General features: G+C 59.7%; 14 protein-coding genes and 1 tRNA gene. 9 read left to right on the top strand and 6 right to left on the bottom strand.

Annotated features, from left to right (window positions below; all coding sequences use genetic code 11):
- The first annotated feature begins 29 nt into the window (after window positions 1-29).
- The 4 genes from ACOBR2_RS18795 (at window position 30) to ACOBR2_RS18780 (ending at window position 11236) form a co-directional block, all read left to right on the top strand.
- Window positions 30-1661 carry a hypothetical protein gene (locus ACOBR2_RS18795; protein WP_420237622.1) on the top strand — a complete coding sequence of 544 codons (1632 nt, stop codon included), beginning with the start codon at window positions 30-32 and terminating at the stop codon, window positions 1659-1661.
- Between the two features lie 410 nt (window positions 1662-2071).
- Entirely contained in the window at window positions 2072-5875 is a 3804-nt protein-coding gene (locus tag ACOBR2_RS18790; protein WP_420237621.1) for a carboxypeptidase regulatory-like domain-containing protein, read from the top strand.
- A 94-nt stretch (window positions 5876-5969) separates the two neighbouring features.
- Window positions 5970-9581: an Ig-like domain repeat protein gene (locus ACOBR2_RS18785; protein ID WP_420237620.1), complete on the top strand. Its 3612-nt coding sequence runs from the start codon at window positions 5970-5972 to the stop codon at window positions 9579-9581.
- Between the two features lie 338 nt (window positions 9582-9919).
- A complete protein-coding gene (locus ACOBR2_RS18780) occupies window positions 9920-11236 on the top strand; it encodes an Hsp70 family protein (protein ID WP_420237619.1) in 1317 nt (438 codons plus the stop codon).
- Between the two features lie 57 nt (window positions 11237-11293).
- Here ACOBR2_RS18780 and ACOBR2_RS18775 read toward each other — a convergent pair whose 3' ends face one another.
- Window positions 11294-12145: an SDR family oxidoreductase gene (locus ACOBR2_RS18775; protein WP_420237618.1), complete on the bottom strand. Its 852-nt coding sequence runs from the start codon at window positions 12143-12145 to the stop codon at window positions 11294-11296.
- Window positions 12146-12238: 93 nt separating this feature from the next.
- Window positions 12239-12661, bottom strand: coding sequence for an Rrf2 family transcriptional regulator (locus ACOBR2_RS18770; RefSeq protein WP_420237617.1), 423 nt, complete (start codon window positions 12659-12661; stop codon window positions 12239-12241).
- 306 nt (window positions 12662-12967) lie between these two features.
- Between ACOBR2_RS18770 and rpmB the strand changes: the two genes are divergently transcribed.
- Window positions 12968-13156: a 50S ribosomal protein L28 gene (rpmB, locus tag ACOBR2_RS18765; RefSeq protein ID WP_420237616.1), complete on the top strand. Its 189-nt coding sequence runs from the start codon at window positions 12968-12970 to the stop codon at window positions 13154-13156.
- Window positions 13157-13255: 99 nt separating this feature from the next.
- On the opposite strand, the gene msrB is transcribed toward rpmB, so the two are convergent.
- From msrB to panB, 4 genes are all read right to left on the bottom strand, one after another.
- Window positions 13256-13672 carry a peptide-methionine (R)-S-oxide reductase MsrB gene (gene msrB, locus ACOBR2_RS18760; protein WP_420237615.1) on the bottom strand — a complete coding sequence of 139 codons (417 nt, stop codon included), beginning with the start codon at window positions 13670-13672 and terminating at the stop codon, window positions 13256-13258.
- A 120-nt stretch (window positions 13673-13792) separates the two neighbouring features.
- Entirely contained in the window at window positions 13793-14179 is a 387-nt protein-coding gene (locus ACOBR2_RS18755; protein ID WP_420237614.1) for a RidA family protein, read from the bottom strand.
- A gap of 75 nt (window positions 14180-14254) precedes the next feature.
- Window positions 14255-15097: a pantoate--beta-alanine ligase gene (gene panC / locus ACOBR2_RS18750; RefSeq protein ID WP_420237613.1), complete on the bottom strand. Its 843-nt coding sequence runs from the start codon at window positions 15095-15097 to the stop codon at window positions 14255-14257.
- Complete coding sequence (panB, locus tag ACOBR2_RS18745; RefSeq protein ID WP_420237612.1) at window positions 15097-16005, bottom strand: 3-methyl-2-oxobutanoate hydroxymethyltransferase; 909 nt, start codon at window positions 16003-16005, stop codon at window positions 15097-15099. The genes panC and panB overlap by 1 nt, the downstream gene beginning before the upstream one ends.
- A 166-nt stretch (window positions 16006-16171) precedes the next feature.
- Here panB and ACOBR2_RS18740 point away from each other — a divergent pair, with 166 nt between their 5' ends.
- From ACOBR2_RS18740 to ACOBR2_RS18725, 4 genes are all read left to right on the top strand, one after another.
- Window positions 16172-17281 carry a 4-(cytidine 5'-diphospho)-2-C-methyl-D-erythritol kinase gene (locus tag ACOBR2_RS18740; RefSeq protein WP_420237611.1) on the top strand — a complete coding sequence of 370 codons (1110 nt, stop codon included), beginning with the start codon at window positions 16172-16174 and terminating at the stop codon, window positions 17279-17281.
- 38 nt (window positions 17282-17319) lie between these two features.
- Window positions 17320-17393 (top strand) — tRNA-Gln (locus ACOBR2_RS18735).
- Between the two features lie 79 nt (window positions 17394-17472).
- Window positions 17473-18576, top strand: a complete 1104-nt coding sequence (locus ACOBR2_RS18730; RefSeq protein ID WP_420237610.1) for a ribose-phosphate diphosphokinase — start codon at window positions 17473-17475, stop codon at window positions 18574-18576.
- A 286-nt stretch (window positions 18577-18862) separates the two neighbouring features.
- Window positions 18863-19525: a 50S ribosomal protein L25 gene (locus tag ACOBR2_RS18725; RefSeq protein WP_420237609.1), complete on the top strand. Its 663-nt coding sequence runs from the start codon at window positions 18863-18865 to the stop codon at window positions 19523-19525.
- Window positions 19526-19530: the final 5 nt, after the last annotated feature.

Genomic DNA, 19530 nt, shown 5'->3' with positions numbered 1-19530 from the left:
ACAGTAGCACCAAACGAGGAGAGTCCTCCATGATTTATTTCGGGCGTTTGCGGCGGTGGTTTCTGGCAGGGGTATGCGCGATAGTTCTGCTTGGTGCGATGGTGAGCCATGCGCAGAACGCGCGGGTCAGTGTGCATCTGGACAAAAGCGTGAACGTGCTGACGCCGGTTTCCTTTGGGCTTCCGGCGATCCTTTTCGATGCGGGCAGCTTCTCGTCGGCGGCTGTGCCGTACACGCGGCTGGCGGGCGCAACCACGCTGCGCTATCCGGGAACGCTGGGTGTGCCCGATCTTTATCACTGGTCAACGGGGACGTTGACGAAGTATGTGGGTGGTGAAGCTCCGTACATCAATCCAGATAGCAACTTTGGCCGCTTTGCGAGCAATCTGGATCGCTTTGGCTCGGCGCTGATCGTGGTGAATTACGGGGCGAGTCTGGATGGCACGGGGGGCGGCGATCTGGGTGAGGCGGCGGCGTGGGTGGCTTATGCCAACGGCGATCCCAGCGATGCAAAACCGGTTCCGCGTGACAAGAATGGCGACGATTGGCACACCATAGGTTTTTGGGCGACGATCCGCGGTCAGGCTCCGCTGGCCAGCGATGACGGCTTCAACTTTTTGCGCATCGCGCATCTGCGCCCTTTTGGCATTGAGCTTTGGCAGGTGGGTGACCATGTGTACAACAACGGCTTTTATGGCGGCAAGCATGTGGGCACGGCGGATCTGCATGGGCCTGCGCCGACCAAGCTGAACGACTACGGCAAGCTCGAAAAGAATCCGGCGCTGAGCCCGTCGGCTTACGGTAGTCGTGTGGCGGAGTTTACCCGTGCCATGAAGACGGTGGATCCGGCGATCAAGGTGGGCGCTTCTTTGGCGGTGGTGGAGGGCAGCAGCGCGGATGCGGACTGGAACGCCAAGATGTGGGCGGTGGACTGGAACGAAAAAACGCTGAAGACTGCCTGTGCCGCCATCGATTTTGTAGCGTTGGATTGGCAGCAGAGTCCCTTGCTTCCGCCCGACTGGAAGACGCTCGACGAGGCCAGTTTGCTGCAGAATACACGCAGTGCGATTGCCGGAGTGCTGAACGAATCCATCCGCGAAGACAAGGCCGATTGCCCGGCCGGCCACATGCCGAGGATCGCCTTTGAGCCTGCCGCCGTGGCGTCGTGGCCGCATCAGGAACATCCCGTGGCGGTGGCTCTGTGGGTGGCTGACAGCTACGCTTTGCTGGCCGAAACCGGAGCGCAGAACGTGAGCTGGTACGAGCTGCATGGCGACTCCATGCTCTCTGCCGACAACAAAAGCTACGGTCCGGCCTTCATGGGCATGGAGATGCTGCACATCGTGGCGCACAATCCGGGGGATCAGTTTGTGGAGGCGTCGTCGAATGCATCGCAGTTGGCTGTGCATGCCGTGCGCCGCCGGGATGGTGTGATCGGGCTGATGCTGGTGAATGAAAATCCCAAGGGCGCGGTTACGGCGACGATTGAACTGAGCGGTGCGGCGGTGGGTTCCAAGGGCAAGCGTTTTGATTACGGCGCGGCGCAGTTGAAGAGTGGCGCGGCACTTGTACCGGCGGAGGTGGATGGTTTGGGAGAGAAATTTACGATTACGGTTCCGGCTTATACGATCACCGATCTGTTGATTCCACCTGCGAAGTAAAACCAGAGTGCAGCCTGGGTAAACAGGCTGCACAAGAATTTGAATTAACGCCAGAATTTCTTATGTAACAGAAACATTATTTTGAATGGGCTCAGCAATGTACATGGTACGTAGCGCCTCATCGGGCAGTAAACAATTCTGTACAACATTAACCTTCCACCTCGTTTCCAGCCGGGCATATGTTTCGGCCCGTTGCCGGGGATGACCGTTTTGCGGTGCTTCCGCAGGCGGTAGAGCGGTGGCAGAAACCAGAAAGCATGGGGTCTTTTGCCGTCCGCAGAGATCCGGAAGTGCTCACGGTGGAAATAGATTCGAAGGTTTCCAGATGAGTGCTCAGCAAGCGGACCGGAAGCAATGGCTCTTGGAGGGGGAGGCGTACTTTGTCGAATTTGATCGGGGAGATCCTGCGTATGCGGCGGTCATGGCTTGAGGCTCTGAAGCTGCTGGGCTGCGTGGTGGTTCTGCTGAGCGTGGCGTTGGCCGGAGCACAGAACACGGCATCCATTTCGGGCACTATTCGGGATACAACCGGAGCCGTGATTCCCAAGGCCAAGGTTGTGCTGGTGAATCAGGCGAGCCAGGCAACACGCAGTCAGTCGAGCAACGGATCCGGATACTTTCTGTTTGCCGCTGTGCAGCCGGGCACCTACAAGGTGGAGGTTTCGCGGGATAGTTTTGAAACCTGGACGGTGACGGGAATCGAAGTGCATCCGGGCGATGCGCTGGCGATTCCAAAGATCAATCTGGCGGTGGCCTCGGTGGTGGTGTCGGCGACGGTGACGGCCGAGGTGGCTGGTGTGGAGCTGACCTCGGGCGCGCACAGCACGCTGCTGACTTCAGGCGACATCAATCGATTGGCGACAACCGGCCGCGATACGGCTGAGCTGATCTCCACGCTGCCGGGCTTTACGATCAACGCCGGCTCCGAGATTCAGAATCAGGGAGCGGACTATCAGACGATGGGTTTTGGCAACAGTCGGGTGAGCTCGTATGGCGCCAATGGCGCGGCTCCGCAGCAGGGGCTGGTGAGCGTGGTCTCCGATGGTGCCAACGTGATTGACCCTGGCGATATGGGCGGCCAGATCTCGAATGTGAATATGAGCCAGGTACAGGAGGTCAAGGTGGAGACCTCGGCCTTTGGTGCCGATCAGGCCAAGGGCCCCATCGTGATCAACGCCGTGGGCAAGTCCGGCGGCAGCGCCTATCATGGCGACCTGCACACAGTCTTTCGCAACTCAGCCCTGAACGCCAATGACTGGATCTCTAACTATTACGGAATTGCGCGGGCTCAGTCGCGGTATTTCTATCCGGGCGCAAGCATAGGAGGTCCGGTTCTCTTCCCTGGAACGCGTTTCAATCACAACAAACACCTGGTCTTCTGGGCTGGATACGAATATTACGGCCAGGTCAAATTCGAACACACCTCCACGGCGTTTGTCCCTCCCGACGGAACGGACTCTTCCTACGACATCCATAACATGCTGGGCGGCGATCTGAGCTCTGCTTCGATTGCCAAGGCCCTCAACGTAGATCCAACCCTGCTAGCCACGGACTGCGCACTGGACTACAGCGTGGCCAGCGTCCTGAGCAACGTGGGCGGGTTATGCTACTCGCCGAGCAGCGGCACCGATCAGAACGGGGCCACCGTCAACGGTGGCGTGCTGAATACGATCGATTCCGGAGCTTCGGCCATCACCCGTTTTTACCCAAAACCCAACCGCATTCCGAAGCCTACAGCCGGTTATCTGACCGACGGCATCAACTATGTAAAGAACGTTTCTTCGACGCACAACGGGTTCCAGTTTCACACCCGCGTGGATGAGAACATTTCTGACTCGCTGAAGCTGTATGGAACCTATAACTGGGAAAAGGTCAACGACGAATCGCCGTTGAATAACATCTACTACGATCCGAACAACACGGTGCCGTTCCCGACTTCGGATTACTCGAATACCGGGGCGCAGTATCTGACGCTGAACCTGACCAAGGTGCTGAGCGCGCGGGCTACCAACGAACTGACCGCCTCGGGTGTGTACTTCAATGAGCCGGAGCAGTTCGGCAATCGCTCTGCGGTGCAGGATACAGGCACGGCCTGGGCCAGCGCCGGCTACTCTGGCGGCTACATGAAGAATGGCGTGACGCAGATTCCGCGCTTCGTCAACGATGAAACCGTGGGGCTTCCCAGTCTGGCCATGGGCTACGTTCCTGCCAACTCGCAGTACCTGCGCAAGGTGAGCTGGAATGTGGCGGACAACTTTACCTACACCTACCGCACGCATACGGCCAAGATTGGTGCTTATCTGGAGCGGACCGGAAACAACCAGTTGGCGCTGGGCAGTCAGGCGAATGGAACTCTGAGTTATATGCGCTGGGATACTTGCCCGACCGATAACGCGACGGTGGGCAGCCTGACCACTACCTTCCTGGGCAATGAGGTGGGCAACTTCCTGATCGGCTGCCCGCTCGGCTATCAGCAGGACTACAACAAGAACGGTTCGGTCGATCCGGCCTCGGATATGTACTTCTATACGATGGAAGGCTACCTGACCGACGAGTGGAAGGTGAACTCCCGCATCACGCTGACCTACGGCGTACGATTTTCGCACCTGACGCCGTGGAGCGATGCGCATGGCGTGGGTATGGCGGTGTGGGATCCGAAGGGACAGGGACTGGCCGAGCACCAATTCCTGAGTACCGTCACCAGTGATCCGAAGACGTGGGCTGGCTTTACCTGGCACCAGAAGGATTCCGCAGTTCCGGTGGCGGGTTCGCCCACGCGGGCGGTCTTTATTTCACCCCGTGTTGGTGTGGCCTGGGATGTTTTCGGAGACGGCAGGAACGTCTTCCGCGGCGGCTGGGGCATGTATCGCTCGCATGACTCGACCAGCGTTGCTTCGGGCGCGTTGACCAGCGCTATTGGCCTGCAGACTTACAAGACTACGGGCACTTATAGCTGCTCGTACAAGCAACTATTTACCACGCAGGCGGCAACGAGGTGCGGCGCCTTTAATTCGACCAGCAGCGGATCGGTTGCGGCCTTTGAGGTTTATGGCATGGACCGGAAGGATGACGAAATGCCGCTGACCTACAACTACAACTTCACTATGGACCAGCAGTTGCGCTGGGGCATGACGGCTGAGGTTGCCTATGTGGGCAGCCAGAGCAATCATCTGTCCACGCTGGGCAATCTGCAGAACCAGAACGTAATTCCGCTGGGAGGCGTCTTTGGTCCTGATCCGGCGGCGGGCGCATCGGGCTATGGCATCACCAGTCCGGCCTATAGCATTCCCACCATCGACGATTATCGCCCCTACCCCAACTACGACGACATCATGGTTGCCAATCATACGTTGTGGTCCAACTACAACGCCCTGCAGGTTTCGTTGAACCGGCAGAAGGGGGCGTTCATCTTCGGCGTCAACTACACGTGGTCAAAGGCCATGGGCGTGCGCGGTAACTACGACAGCGGCTACATTGCCGATCCGGTGAATCCGCATCATGACTATGGCCTGCTGGCTTTTGATCGTCCGCATGTGCTCAACGCGACCTTTTCCTGGCAAGAGGGCGAACGCTTCCGTGGTGCCAAGCTGCTACGGCATGTGCTCAACGACTGGGAGATTTCTGGCATTACCTCGCTGCAGAGCGGAGCCGACCTGGCGGTGTTGAACGGCAGCACAAACTACAACATGAGCGCGGGAGTGAGCCTGACCGAGGGATCGACGACCTACACCACGGCCGCCAATGGCCAGACGGTGCTGGGTTCGCCCGACTATACGCTGCAACCGGTGGCTACCTGCGATACACGCTTGAATTTGCACAACTCCACGGTGAGCGGTGTGACGGCGCACGAGTTTGTGAACGGCAGTTGCCTGGCTCTGCCCACGCTGGGTTCGCAGGGCTGGTGGACGCTACCCGATACGCGCGGGCCCAAGTACTTCAAGGCCGATCTCTCGCTCTACAAGGACTTCAAGGTGCGCGATGGCCAGAACATGCAGTTCCAGTTTTCGGCCTTCAACTTCCTGAATCATCCCCTGACCTCGTTCAACGATCAGAATCTGAACGAACTGGATCTGATCTTTACGCAGCAGGGTACGGCCACGGACTTTTCCAAGGCCTACGCGTCAATGACCGCCCCGACGGGAACGAGCTTTGGCTACACCAGCTACAAGGTGGGCCAGCGCATTGTCGAGCTTGGTTTCAAGTACAACTTCTGATGGCGTGCACAGGAGCGGATGCGGGATGAAAGCAGAACGGAAGATGCGTAACGAACGGAACAGGCGGCGGGAAGCCGCTCTTCGGAGGCTTGCAATGCGTAGGTTTATAGGCACTCTGGGAAAAACCGCCGGGTGGCTTCTGCTGGCACTGGCGACGGCGGCAACGTCCGCCCTGGCCGTGAGCGTGCCGTCCGTTGTGGTTTCTGCGGCGGCGACCGTGAGCACGAGCGGCACAACCAATGTTGGCAAAGTCGTGCAGGATACCTGCGGCAATCTCTACGAGCTGGAAAACAGCGGTAACCTGATGGAGATTCCGGCAGGTGGTGGTACGGCTGTTTATCTGGTTAATTATGGCAGCATCGCCAGCGGCGATGGCCTGTTGGGTGGTCTGGCCATTGATAGTAGCAATAATCTATATGTGGACGACAAGTGGAATGGCGCGGTCATGGAGATTCCCTCGTCGAGTTGTACGCCCGAACCAAGCTCGGCAACTTCAGTGGCGAATAATAGCTCGATTGGCAGCATTGATAGCTACTGGTATGACCCGGGCGATATTGCCGTGGATTCCTCGGGGCACATCTTTGTCGTTTCGGATGGGTTTGGCAGTTCGGGCGCGATTTACGAACAGACCAGCTCAACGAGTGGCGTAGTTGTTTTTGCCAGCACCAGCAGCATTGGGCAGATTACGTCGATTGCCCTCGATGCGAGCGACGATGTTTTCTTCACGGCTTCGGGTAGTGGGTCGGTGTACGAAGTTCCAGTTGCCTCCTATGGAACGTCGAGTCCAACGGTGGTGATTACGGGGCTATCGACCGCGCTCGGTCTGGCATTTGATTCTTCGGGCAATCTGTATGTGGGCGATTCGGGCACGGGCAACATCTACGAGGTCCCCTATTCGTCGTCGTTGCAATATGGCAGCATGTATCAGATTGCAGCGGGAGCGCCGCTGGGAGCGCCGCTGACGATCTCGCAGGATAGCAAGTCGTTTTTCTTTGGCGATAATACAGCGAGTCTCTATCAACTGGCGGCGGGTAGTGCCAATCTTGGTTCGGTAGTCGTCGGTTCATCGAGCACGGCAACGGTCGGTTTTATCTTCAACGCGGCGGAGACGCCTTCTTCCTTTGCGCTCTTTCCTCCCAGCGGAGTGTTTGCGGCTAGCGCCAGCACTTGCACAGCGGGTACGGCTTACATCGCAGGCAAAAGCTGCACGGAAACCATTGCCTTTACCCCGACGGCACCGGGTGCAACCAAGGCCGCAGTTTCTGTGGCGAGCAGCTCGGGCAGCGCGCTGGCCACGGTGTATCTTTACGGCACGGGGCAGGGCGCAGGTGTAACGATCGATCCTGGCACGGTGGCGAGCATTGGCAATGGCTTCAAAACGCCGAAGTCGGTAGCGCTGGACGCGGCTGGGGATGTGTTCGTTGCCGACTCCAGTAACAGCGAAGTGCTGGAGTATGCCTCAGGCAGCACGACGGCAGTTTCCATCGGATCAAAGCTTTCGAGTCCGGAGGGTGTAGCCGTCGATGGCGCAGGCAACGTCTACATTGCCGACACGGGAAACAGCCGCATTGTGGAAGTACCGATCATCAATGGTGCATTGGATAACTCATTGCAGACGGTGCTGCCCACCACGCTGGCCAACGCGGCGCTCAGTTCGCCGGCGGGTGTGACGGTAGATAAGGTGGGCAATTTATACATTGCTGACTCGGGCAATGGCCGCATCGTTTACGTGCCTTATACAACGTCGCTGAACACAACGGCCGCCACGGTGCTGGTTTCTTCGCTCAGCAGCCCGTTGGCTACGGCGGTGGACCCTTCCGGCAATCTGTATGTGGCCAACTCCGGCGTGGGTGAGATCTACAAAATTGTCACTCCCTTCTCGACGGGTGTGCAGGAGCTGGTGGCGAATGGATTCGGAACTCCCTCCGGTCTGGCCGTTGACGCTTCGGGCAGTTTGTTTGTGGCCGACAGCGGCAACGACCAGCTGGTGCGCATTCCCAGCGTTTCCGGGGTGCTGGAGAACAGTGATGCGGTAGATGCAGGCATCGGCATCAATGCTCCGTATGGTGTGGCCGTCGATGCTTCCGGCAATCTGTATGTGACCGACAGCGCGGATGGTGCTGCCTATCTGGTGACCCGCACCAGTTCCACGCTGAGCTTTGGGGCATGGGCGTTGAATCAGAGTGGCGGCACGTTGTCGGCAGCGGTGGAGAACTCGGGTAATCTGACGCTCGATTTTTTGTCGCCCTACTATTCTGCCAGTGGAAACACTGCAGACTTCACTCTTCCTGGCAGCGAGAACGGTGGTTGTTTGGCATCAGGTACAGTGGCGGCAGGTTCTTACTGCACAATCGACGCCACCTTTGCGCCCACGGCCAGCGGCACGCGCACAGATGTACTCACGCTGGCCAGCAATGCAACCAACGCCAGCAGCTCGGTGATCACGCTGACCGGCACGGGAGCATCCGGTGGATCGACAGCTACGGCGCTGGCCGTAACTTCGCCATCAAGCGGATCGCTCTACTTTGGCGAAGCGATCACGCTGACGGCTACTGTAACTTCATCGAGTGGAACGCCCTCTGGTACGGCCAAACTGCTTGTGGATGGCGTACAGGGCGGCATGGCTACGCTCAGCGCAAAGGGCGTGGCTACCTTCCAGCTAGATTCCGGACTCTCTGGTGGCACGCATACGCTGGAGGCCGTCTACGAGGGCAGCAGCAGCTTTGACGGCAGCAATTCCTCCATCCTGTCGGTGACGGCCAGCAAGGCACCCACGGCGACAGCGCTGGCAGTTACCACGCCCTATGTTAATCCGCTCAGCGCAACGTCGGGTAGCAGTATCACGCTGTTGGCGGCCGTCGGCTCGTCCAGCTCGGGCATTCCTTCTGGCACGGTGACCTTTACGTCGAACGGAACATCGTTGGGCTCGGTCACATTGGCACCGGCCAGCGGCGGCCTCTTTGAGGCCACGCTCAGCACCACTGCGTTGTCGGTGGGAACGGATGCAATAGTCGCCACCTACTCGGGCGATGCGAACTACATTGCGTCCTCTTCCGCTGCCACGACGGTGGTCGTTGTTTCCTCCGCAGCGGTAACGGTGACGAGCAGCAGCACGGCGCTGACCAGCACTGCTACCAGCAGCGGCACGGTAACTTTTTCCGCAACCAGTTACGGCGGCTGGAATGGTCTGGCCGGATTTAGCTGCGACACTTCCACCCTGCCGGCGAATTCCCGCTGCGTTTTTTCGCCGGGGCAGGCCATGGTGTTGGCCAGCACGTCAGGCACTACCTACAGCATTCCTACGGTGCAACTTTCGGTGGTGATTGATCAGCCGCCGCAAACCACTACGGCCAGCAGAATTCCGTGGGCTTTGGGTGGGTTGGGAGGCTTGCTGTTGTTGCTGGCGCGCAGGCATTTGGCACGGCGTTATGCCTGGGTTTCAGCCGGAGTCCTGCTGGCCGCGGTGCTGCTGCCCCTTACGGCCGTGTGTGTAACAGGCTGTTCGAGTGGCGATATTTACAACACTCCGGCAGGCACCTCGACGATTTCGGTTTATGCCTCTGCTGATCCGTACGAGGTGAGCTCAGGATCTCTGGTGTTGACTACAACGCAAGCCTGCGGAACAAACTCTTCGACCGGGCTGGCCGATCCGTCGATCTCGCCCTGCTCGCAGACCAAGTTTCAGGTAGCTGTAACTGTGAAGTAGGAAAAATCAAGTCTTGTTTGGGCGGAGTCTGCGGCTCCGCCCATTTTTTGTCTTCCAGGATTTAGAGAACCTTCGGAATATTTATAGAATTTTTAGGATGTGTGAGCGGTCATTTTCTTGAGAAAAAAGAGCCTTGAGCGGATTGCTTTTGGGGACAGCTACTCTGCTTTTGCTTTAGCCCAGCCAGTATGATGAAAGAGTACCCGGCACAATGAGACTTTCGTCTTCCGGCGGTGGCCGCGGTGTTCCCGCCAGTGTGGTTCCATTGCAGGACGGAAAGATTTTGCCGGGATTGCAATTTGCTGGAGCCTGTGCGCTCAAGGATCGAAGACAGAACAGTGAAGAAAGCAACATTCTCCGCCGGAGCGGTGGGCATCGATTTTGGCACAACCAATAGCAGCGTGGCACTGGCCACGGCCGATCAGGTGCATCTGGCCAACTTTTCCTTCCTGGGCGCGCCTACGCACTCTTTCCGCTCGGTGATTTATCTGGAGCAGACGCGTTCGGCCACGGGCGCACGCAAGAGTTCTGCCCTCACCGGCCCGCGGGCCATCGAACGCTATCTGGATGCGGACGAAAAGGGTCGGCTGATTCAGTCACTCAAATCGCACCTGCCCAGTCGCACGCTGACCGGTACGGCCATCTTTGGCCGCAACTACGCGGTGGAAGAGCTGATTGCCCGCATGGTGCGCGATTTGCGCACTTCGGTTGAGGCCGAGTGGGCGCAGCCGGTGCATACGGTGGTGGTGGGCCGTCCGGTGCGCTTTGTGGGCTCGGAGAGCGACGAGGACGATGAGTATGCCGTGGGCCGGCTGCGTGCTGCCTTCCATCAGGCTGGCTATGAGCGGGTAGAGTTCGAGCTGGAGCCGATTGCCGCAGCTTACGCCTACGAATCGACGCTCGAACACGACGAGCTGATCCTGATTGGCGACTTTGGCGGCGGCACCAGCGATTTTTCCCTGCTGCGCGTGGGCCCTGCCGTGCGTAAACGCGGCCGCCAGCCGGAAGACCTGCTGGCAAGCAGTGGCGTGGGGTTGGCAGGCGACGCATTCGATGCGCGTCTGGTGCGCAAGCTGGTTTCGCCTGCGCTCGGCTCGGAGAGTGAAGTTCGCTCCTTCGGCAAGCTGCTGCCCGCCGTTCCAGCCTGGATCTATGCCAACCTGGAGCGCTGGCACTACCTCTCGTTTTTGCGCACCAACAACGTGCGCGAGATTCTGCGCGGGGCACGGGTGCGGGCGCTGGAACCGGAGAAGATCGAGGCATTGATCGCGCTGATCGAAGAAGACCTTGGCTACCAGTTGCACCAGGCGGTGCAGAAGGTAAAGTGCGAACTTTCAGCGCACAAATCAACCGAGTTCCGGTTTAATGACGGCACGCTCGACCTGCGCATTCCCGTGACCCGCGCTGAATTCGAAGAGTGGATCGCCGAGGACCTGCGCTCGGTGGAAACCTGCGTGGACGGCGTGTTGGAGCGGGCGGGTATTGAGGCTGGGCAGGTGGATCGCGTCTTCCTGACCGGCGGCAGCTCGTTTGTGCCCTCGGTGCGCCGCATCTTCGCCACTCGCTTTGGCGAGGATAAGATCCGCAGTGGCAACGAGTTCACCTCGGTGGCCTACGGACTGGCGCTGCGGGCGCGGGAAGTGTTGGAGCCTTAGCTTCTAGCTCCCAGCCTCCAGCTTTTAAAGCTAGAAGCTGGAGGCTGGAGGTTGAATTTATGCCTTGAGGGCGGCGGCTACCGCGTCGGCCAGTGTTGTGGTGGGGTGGGCCAGTAGCTTGGCAAGCTGTCCGCCGTTTTCGTAGAGCGCGTCCTGCGCTGCGCCGGTGTCAAAGCTGGCGAAGGCTGTGGCAAGTGGGACAGGCAGGCCAAAACCTTCCAGAATCTTGGCGTATTCGGCCTCGGGCAGGTTCTTGTAGGGGATGTTCTTGCCCGTCTGACGGCTGATCTCGCTGACCAGATCGGTGAGCGTGTAGGCCGTGTCGCCCGCAAGTTCATAGGTCTTGTTCTTGTGGCCGGGGGTGGTGAGCACGACGGCCGCTGCTTCGGCGTAATCGGCGCGGGCCGCAGAACTGATTCTGCCCTGACCGGCGCTGCCCAAGAAGGCTCCGCCCTGCACCGCGCCGGGTACCGAGCCGGTGTAGTTCTCGGTGTACCAGCCGTTGCGCAGAAGGGTGTAGTCGATGCCGCTGGCCTTGAGTGCGGCTTCGGTGTCGAGATGCTCGCCTGAGAGTGCCGTGATGGCCGAGGTGTCGGCATGCAACAGGCTGGTGTAGACGATCCAAGGCACGCCGGCCTTCTTCGCCGCTTCAATCACGTTGCGGTGCTGCGGGCCACGTTGGCCAATCTCGTTCGACGAGATGAGCAGCAGTGCGTCAATGCCCGCGAGCGCGGCGGGCAGCGTTTCTGGCTTGCTATAGTCGAAGGTGCGGGCCGAAACGCCCAGATTGGCTGCCTTTGCAGGGGTGCGGACCAGCGCAACAATCTCTGCAACAGGTACGCGGGCCTTGAGGGCGTTAATGACGAGGCTTCCGAGCTGACCGGTGGCTCCGGTAACGGCGATCTTCATGGTGTGAATCTCCTAGTAAGGTGTCTCTGCATTTGTTGAGATGTATTCGTAACAGAAAAAGTTACAAATAAAATCAATTTTTTGGTTTCTCCTTTATTTTGGGTTCTGCACCGAGCGCAGCAGGGTGGCAATGGTGGTTTGGGCCAGCTGATCTTCCATGGCGCGTTCGGCGTGATCGTAGAGCGGTGCAAGTGCCTGCTGAATGCCGCGGCCCACTGGGCAGGCCGGGTTGGGTTGTTGGCTATGCAGGGCAAAGGGCGAAGGCTCCTGCACGGCGCGGCGGACGTCGGCGAGGGTGATGGCTGCGGGGTCGGCAATGAGCTTCCAACCGCCGCCGCTGCCGGGCTGCGAACGCACATAGCCAACGCGGCGCAGGTGGGCCATGACGCGGCGAATCACTACGGGGTTGGTGTTGACGCTGCCCGCAATGAACTCACTGGTCAGCGCCTCGTCTGGCATGGAAGCCAGCAGGGCAAGGACGTGCAGGGCAACGGTGAGGCGGGCACTCAGGTTCATTGCTGTTGACTCTAGAGGGATGGGTGCGGTGCGTCAACCTGGGTTCCTTTCTTAGAGTGTGTGGCGGAAGGAAGGATTGCTACAGAAATAGTGCAACCTTTGGCCAGGGGAAAAAAGATAAAATATTGCGTAAAAACAAGTTAGAGAAAACCTGTGGGGTCAAGCCTTGGCGTGGAAGTGAATTCGGAGTAAACTAAGACTTCGGTAGGCTTGCGGGGACGTCTGTGTCCAAGCGTGGTTTGAATCAAGTGCGACCCCGGCCAGAATTCCGGAATCCGTAAGCAGTCAAGAATTTGGAGTTGAACGATGGCACAGGTATGCGATCTCTGCGGCAAGGGTCCGCAATTCGGTAACAACGTTTCTCACGCGCACAACATCACCAAGCGCCGCTGGAACGTCAACCTGCAGGCGGTGAAGGCACTGGTGAACGGCGCTTCCAAGCGTCTGCGCGTATGCACCAGCTGCATCAAGACCGGCAAGATCACTAAGGCATAGTTTTGCTGCCGGCCTACCGGCGCAGGGCCAAGCCCGCGGTTTTTGGAAGACCCCATCCCTCGTGGATGGGGTCTTCTGCTTTTTGCACGTTTTTTGGTGCTATTCGTTGGCTTCTTGGTGGGTAAAGGTCAGCGACGCGGAGTTGATGCAGTAGCGCAGGCCGGTGGGCGTGGGGCCGTCGGGGAAGACGTGGCCCAGGTGGCCGTCGCAGCGGGCGCAGGTCACCTCAACGCGGCGCATGCCGTAGCTGAGGTCTTCGTGCTCGGTAATGGCGCTGGAATCGGCGGCAATCGAAAAACTGGGCCAGCCGCAGCCGGAGTCGAATTTGGCCTCGCTCGTGAAGAGCTGCGCACCGCAGCCGGCACAGTGGTAGCTGCCGGTTTCGTGGTGGTAGGCAAGTGGGCCGGTAAAGGCGCGCTCAGTAGCCTTTTCGCGCAGAATGGCGTACTGCTCTGGGGTGAGCCGGGCGCGCCATTCTGCTTCGGTCAGATCAATCCGCTCAGGGAAGTTGCTCAAGGGAAGAGCCTCCTGATGATTAGATGTGCGGGCGGCTGGATGGGTGCGGAAAGCAGCTCCCAGCTTCTAGCCTCCAGTTGCTAGGAGCTAGGAGCTAGGAGCTGGAGGCTAGAAGCTTTTCTACACTTCCGCGACGACTTCGATCTCTACCAGCGCCTGCTTGGGTAGGGCGGCCACTTCCACGGTGGTGCGGGCCGGTGCCGGGCCGTTGGCGCCCAGATATTTTGCGTAGACCTCGTTCATGGCGGCAAAGTCGCCCAGGCTTTGCAGGAAGACGGTCGTCTTGACGACGCGGTCCAGGCTGGAGCCGGCGGCCTCGACGATGGCCTTCAGGTTTTCAAGCACGCGAGTGGTCTGTTCCTGGATCCCGCCATCCACGATCTGCATGGTGGCCGGGTCCAGAGGAATCTGGCCAGCAGTGTAAAGCAGGTTGCCGATGCGTACCGCCTGCGAGTAGGGGCCGATGGCCGCAGGGGCCTTTTCCGTAGCGATGACGTGAGTGCTCATGGGGAGATTGTATGACAGCAGGTTCTAGGTGCTAGCACCTAGAACCTATGCACCTTGTTTTTAAGCCCCTCGTCCTTACCCCAGAATGCTGTTGTCGATCAGGCGGGTTGCGCCGAAGCTGGCGGCTATGGCGAAGAGGTTGCCGGGCTGCGCCTTTTGGACAGGCTTGAGCGTGGCCCAGTCGACCAGCGTGATGTAGTCCAGGTGGGTAGCGGGTTCGGCGGCCAGCAACTGCGTGGCCTTGGTCAGGAGTGCAGCGCTACTGCGTTCGCCTGCCGCAAAAAGCGCTTCGATGGCGTGGATGGTGCGACTGAGCACCAGCGCGGCCTTGCGCTCTTCGGCGCTGAGGTAGGCATTGCGTGAGCTGAGCGCCAGCCCGTCGGCCTCGCGGACGATGGGGCAGACGACGAGTTCGGTGGCAAGGCGCAGATCAAGCACCATGCGGCGCAGTACGGCCACCTGGGCCGCGTCCTTCTGTCCAAAGTAGCCACGGTCAGGCTCGGCGGCTATCAGCAGCTTGGTGACGACGGTAGAAACGCCGCGAAAGTGGCCGGGCCGGGACTGGCCGTCCAGACGATTCGAAAGTCCTTCCACTTCCACGAAGGTGGCCGCGCCGGCGGGGTAGATTTCATTGACCGCAGGGGCGAAGACGACCTGTGCGCCACTGGCTTCGGCCAGTTGGCAATCGGCCTCGAAGCTGCGCGGGTAGCGGTCGTAATCCTCGTTGGGGCCGAACTGCGTGGGATTGACGAAGATGCTGACGGCCACGCTGTCGCAGCCCTTGGCCGCGGCGCGGATCAGTGAGGCATGCCCGGCGTGCAGCGCGCCCATGGAGGGCACAAGGCCAACGGTGCGGCCAGCGATGTGTTCAGTGCGGGACCAGCGGCGCAGGTCGGCAACGGTGCGAAGAATCTGCATCAGGAGTGGCTCCTTTCACGCTGAGGTTCGCGGATAAAGGCAGAGCGCTCGGCGGCGGGCAGGTGATAGCTCTCGTTGTCTGCCGGAAAGGTGCGCTGTTCCACGTCTTCGCGGTAGTGTTCGAGGGCGGAGCGCAGCAGGCTGGTGGCGTCGGCGTACTGGCGGACGAACTTGGCGGGCGGCGCAAAAGTAAGGTTGACCAGATCGTGATAGACGAGGATCTGGCCGTCACAGCCGGGACCCGCGCCAATGCCGATGGTGGGCACGTCGAGCTCGGCGGTGATGGCTTCGGCCACTTCGCGGGGCACGCCTTCGAGCACGATGGCTCCAGCACCGGCTTTAGCGATGGCGTGAGCGTCGCGGCGCAGTTGGTTAGCGTCGCTGGCGCTACGGGCCTGCACGCGGAAGCCGCCCATGCGATGGACGCTTTGTGGGGTGAGGCCAAGATGGCCGATGACGGGAATTTCAGAGTCAGCGACGGCGCGAATCAGTTCGGCGCGGGCGCCCTCGATCTTGACGGCTTCGGCGCCCGCTTCCTTGATGAAGCGGATGGCGTTGCGCACGCCCTCGTCGATGCTGGCGTGGTAGCTGCCAAAAGGCATGTCGGCCACCAGCAGGGCGCGGCGCGTGCCACGGCGGACGGCGCGGGTGTGGTGCAGCATCTCGTCCACGGTGACGGAAAGGGTGTTTTCATGGCCGAGCACGACCATGGCCAGCGAGTCACCCACCAGAATCACGTCAATCCCAGCCTCGTCGACCAGGCGCGCCGTGGAATAGTCGTAGGCCGTAAGCGCACTGATGGGCTTGGCCTGACGCTTCATTTCAAGCAGCGCGGGCAGTGTGACCTTGGGGAGTTGACAGCAGGAAGAAGCGGGCGGATTGCCGCCATAAAGAGAAGGAATACTCATAGGTTTCTCCAGTGCCGCTCCGCAGACGCAGGATGCGGCCCGTGGTCGGGGCAAGGGGCGCTTGCCGGGAGCCATTAGCAGTATACGCTTGGTCGGGTGGCAGGAAAACGGGAGAAAGCGGCGGGCGGGCGGGGTGCGTACTGCCCGGGTTCTACAATGGAGCGGTATGACTACCGCAGTCCGCTCGCACGCAAAGATCAACCTGGGATTGGCGATTGGCGCACCCCGCGCCGATGGCTTTCACGCACTTTCCACCGTCTATCAGACGCTGGAAGTCCACGACATTGTCACGGTTGAGGCTCGGCTGGCGGCAACGACTGCCCTGCGGCTGACCTCGAACGACGAACGCGTTCCTACTGACAGCAAAAACACCGCCTGGAAGATGGTGGAGCTGGCACTGGAAGCGCTGGGTGTTTCGGCCGAGGTTCACATCTACATTGAGAAGAAGCTGCCGGTGCAGGGCGGCATGGGTGCCGGTTCGGCCAACGCCGTGGCCGCCCTGGTGGGTCTGGAGACCGAACTGGGCGTGTGGGAGACGGACGGCCAGCGAGTCGGCGGAGCAGCAGGTCAGCAGGTTCGCGGGCTGGCAGGCGATCCTGCGCGGTTGCGCGGCTGGCAGGCCAAGCGGCTGGAAGTTGCGGCCAAAGTTGGCTCCGATGTGCCGCTGTTTTTGATTGGCGGTGCGGTTCTGGGTACGGATCGCGGCCAGCAAGTCTTTCCTTTGCCGGACTTTGAGCCGGTTTGGTGTACCATGGCGCTGCCTGCCGTGGGGGTTTCAACCCCGCAGGCCTTCCGCGACTGGGATGCGCTGTGTTTTCAACAGGGTTTGACCGCAGAAACGAGTGCGGATACACTAAATGAGTTGAACCGTGCCTACGCCAGCGCTTTTGCGGGAGCAATCCCCGGGCTGGAGGCAGGTTCCTCCGGTGTCCCTTCAGAGCGAGGGGACCGAGCCGGGTCCGTGGGATCCGCGCTTGTCCGCACCGGGATTCTTAGCTGGATTGAGAACGACTTCGAGCAAGTTGTGTTTCGCCAGCAATCATCCCTTGCAGACATCAAGCGCATTCTGGCGGCTCCTGGAAATCCGGAGGCGGCCCTGCATGCTTCATTGTCGGGCTCCGGTTCGGCGCTTTTCGGGTTGTACCTGACCAGGGAGGCGGCGTTAGCGGCCTGCGTACGTCTGGAGGCAGCCGGTGTGGCGAGCCTTTTGACCCGCACTGTGCCTCGCGCCACGTACTGGCGCAACATGCTGACGCCGGTGGAGATTTCAGCGTAGTTCGCGGGGCCACACAGGCTCATCGCGGATTACATAGTTGGGCGATCGTCTAATGGTAGGACAGTGCCCTTTGGAGGCACTTGTCCAGGTTCGAATCCTGGTCGCCCAGCCAGTTTTAATTCCCTGCGCGCCCATTCCTGCCGCGCAGAGCCGAACACAGCCAAAGCCAACCAGCTTGGAGGGAATCGGGAATGGAAGTAGCTTCGACGGTAGTTTCAGCAGAAGAATTGAAGGCAGAGATCAAGGCGGGGCAGACCCCCGTTGTGGCTTCTGCTGAAGCGAAGAACAAGGATCTGAAGGGAACGCCCGAGGTCAAAGGCCTGGTGGATCCCAAGAAAAAGCGCAGTCTGAGCGATGACAAGCGGTTCAAGCTCTTCAGTGGTTCGGCTAACCGGGCGCTGGCTGAAAAGATTGGCGCGCACATCGGGGTTCCGGTCGGAGATGTGCGGATTCAGCGCTTTGCTGATGGCGAAGTGTACTTTCAGTTGCTTGAGAACGTTCGTGGCGTGGATGTGTTTGTGGTGCAGCCCACCTGCTATCCGGTGGATTCTCACCTGATGGAGCTGCTGATCATGATCGATGCGCTGAAGCGCGCCTCGGCAGCCCGCATCACGGTGGTTGTTCCTTATTACGGCTATGCGCGCCAGGACCGCAAGGATCGTCCGCGCGTGGCCATCAGCTCCAAGTTGGTTGCTGACCTGCTGACGACGGCGGGAGCGGATCGCGCCTTGTTCGTCGATCTGCATGCGGCACAGATTCAGGGCTTTTTCAATATCCCGGTCGATCATCTGTTTGCATCGCCGGTGCTGGTCAGCTACTTCCGTGAGCGGAATCTGCCCAACCTGACGGTGGTTTCTCCCGATGCGGGTGGTGTGGAGCGGGCTCGCTTCTTTGCCCAGAAGATCGGCGCTCCGCTGGCCATTGTGGACAAGCGCCGTACCGACATTAACGTGACTGAAGTGATGCACGTGATTGGCGATGTGAAGGGCAAGACCTGCCTGATCATCGACGACATCATCGACACGGCCGGCACGCTGGTCAAGACGGTCGATGCCCTGTATGCCAACGGTGCGGCCAAGGTTCACGCCTGCGCCAGCCACGCGGTGCTTTCGGGCCCGGCCGTGGAACGGATTGCCAACTCGCGACTGGAAGAAGTTATCGTCACCGATACGATTCCCCTGCGTGAGGCGGCTCAGAAGCTGGACAAGATCAAGGTGCTGTCGATTGCCGGCCTGTTGGGCGCGGCCATCGAGAGCATCCACATGGAAACCAGCGTCAGCAAGCTGTTTTCGTAAGGCAGCTTCTAGCTGCTAGCTCCCAGCTATGCTGTGGCAGGGTTGGATGCGTGGCAGCACGAAGATGAAGTTTGTTGGGATTGATGGAGCCGGAAAGCAGTTGATTCCGGACGTGGTGGAAACAGAAGCATCTGAGGGCTGACAGCAGAGAGCTGAAAGCTGAAAGCTGCTTTTCACAAAGGGAGCGGGACGAAACAGCTGAATACAGCAGTTTTTAGCTGGAAGCTAGTAGCTAGAGGCTGCTTTTAGAAGCTGTTCCACCGTGCCCGAAGAAACGAGAGAATCCATGCCCGAAGTAGTTATCGCCAAGGCCCGTGAGGGTAAGTTCAACAAGAATGCAGCGCGCCGCGTGCGTGTTGCCGGCAAGATCCCCGCGGTCATTTACGGCGCAGGTAGCGAACCCCAGGCTCTCGAAGTGGATCCCAAGGCCATTCTGAAGATCATCTACTCCGAGTCCGGCCACAACACCATCTTCGACGTGGAAATTGCCGGTCAGCCGACCGCCAAGGCCATGGTTGTGGATACGCAGTTCGAGCCGATCAAGGATCAGCTGATCCACATCGATCTGAAGCGTATTGCTCTCGACAAGAAGATGCACGTTAAGGTTCGCGTCAAGCTGCTGGGTGTTCCCACGGGCGTCAAGAACGATGGCGGCATTCTGGATCAGGTTCTGCGTGAGGTTGAAGTTGAGTGCCTCCCAGCCGACATTCCGAGCCACCTCGATGTGGACGTAACCGGTTTGGCCCTGCATGCTTCGCTGCGCGTCAGCGATCTGCCCCACTCCGACAAGGTTACCTTCCTGAACGCTGCTGATGCGACCGTGGCCCATGTGGTTTCGATCCGTGAAGAAGCTGCTCCGGCGGCTGAAGCAGTGGCTGCTGCGGCTGAGCCTGAGGTTGCCAAGAAGGGCAAGACGGACGCCGATGCCAAGCCTGAGGCAAAGAAGTAACCCTT

The sequence above is a fragment of the Telmatobacter bradus genome, from assembly GCF_048629425.1.
Lineage (GTDB): Bacteria > Acidobacteriota > Terriglobia > Terriglobales > Acidobacteriaceae > Telmatobacter > Telmatobacter bradus.
The sequence above is the reverse complement of the archived record's forward strand: the minus strand, read 5'-3'. Positions and strand labels throughout refer to the sequence as shown.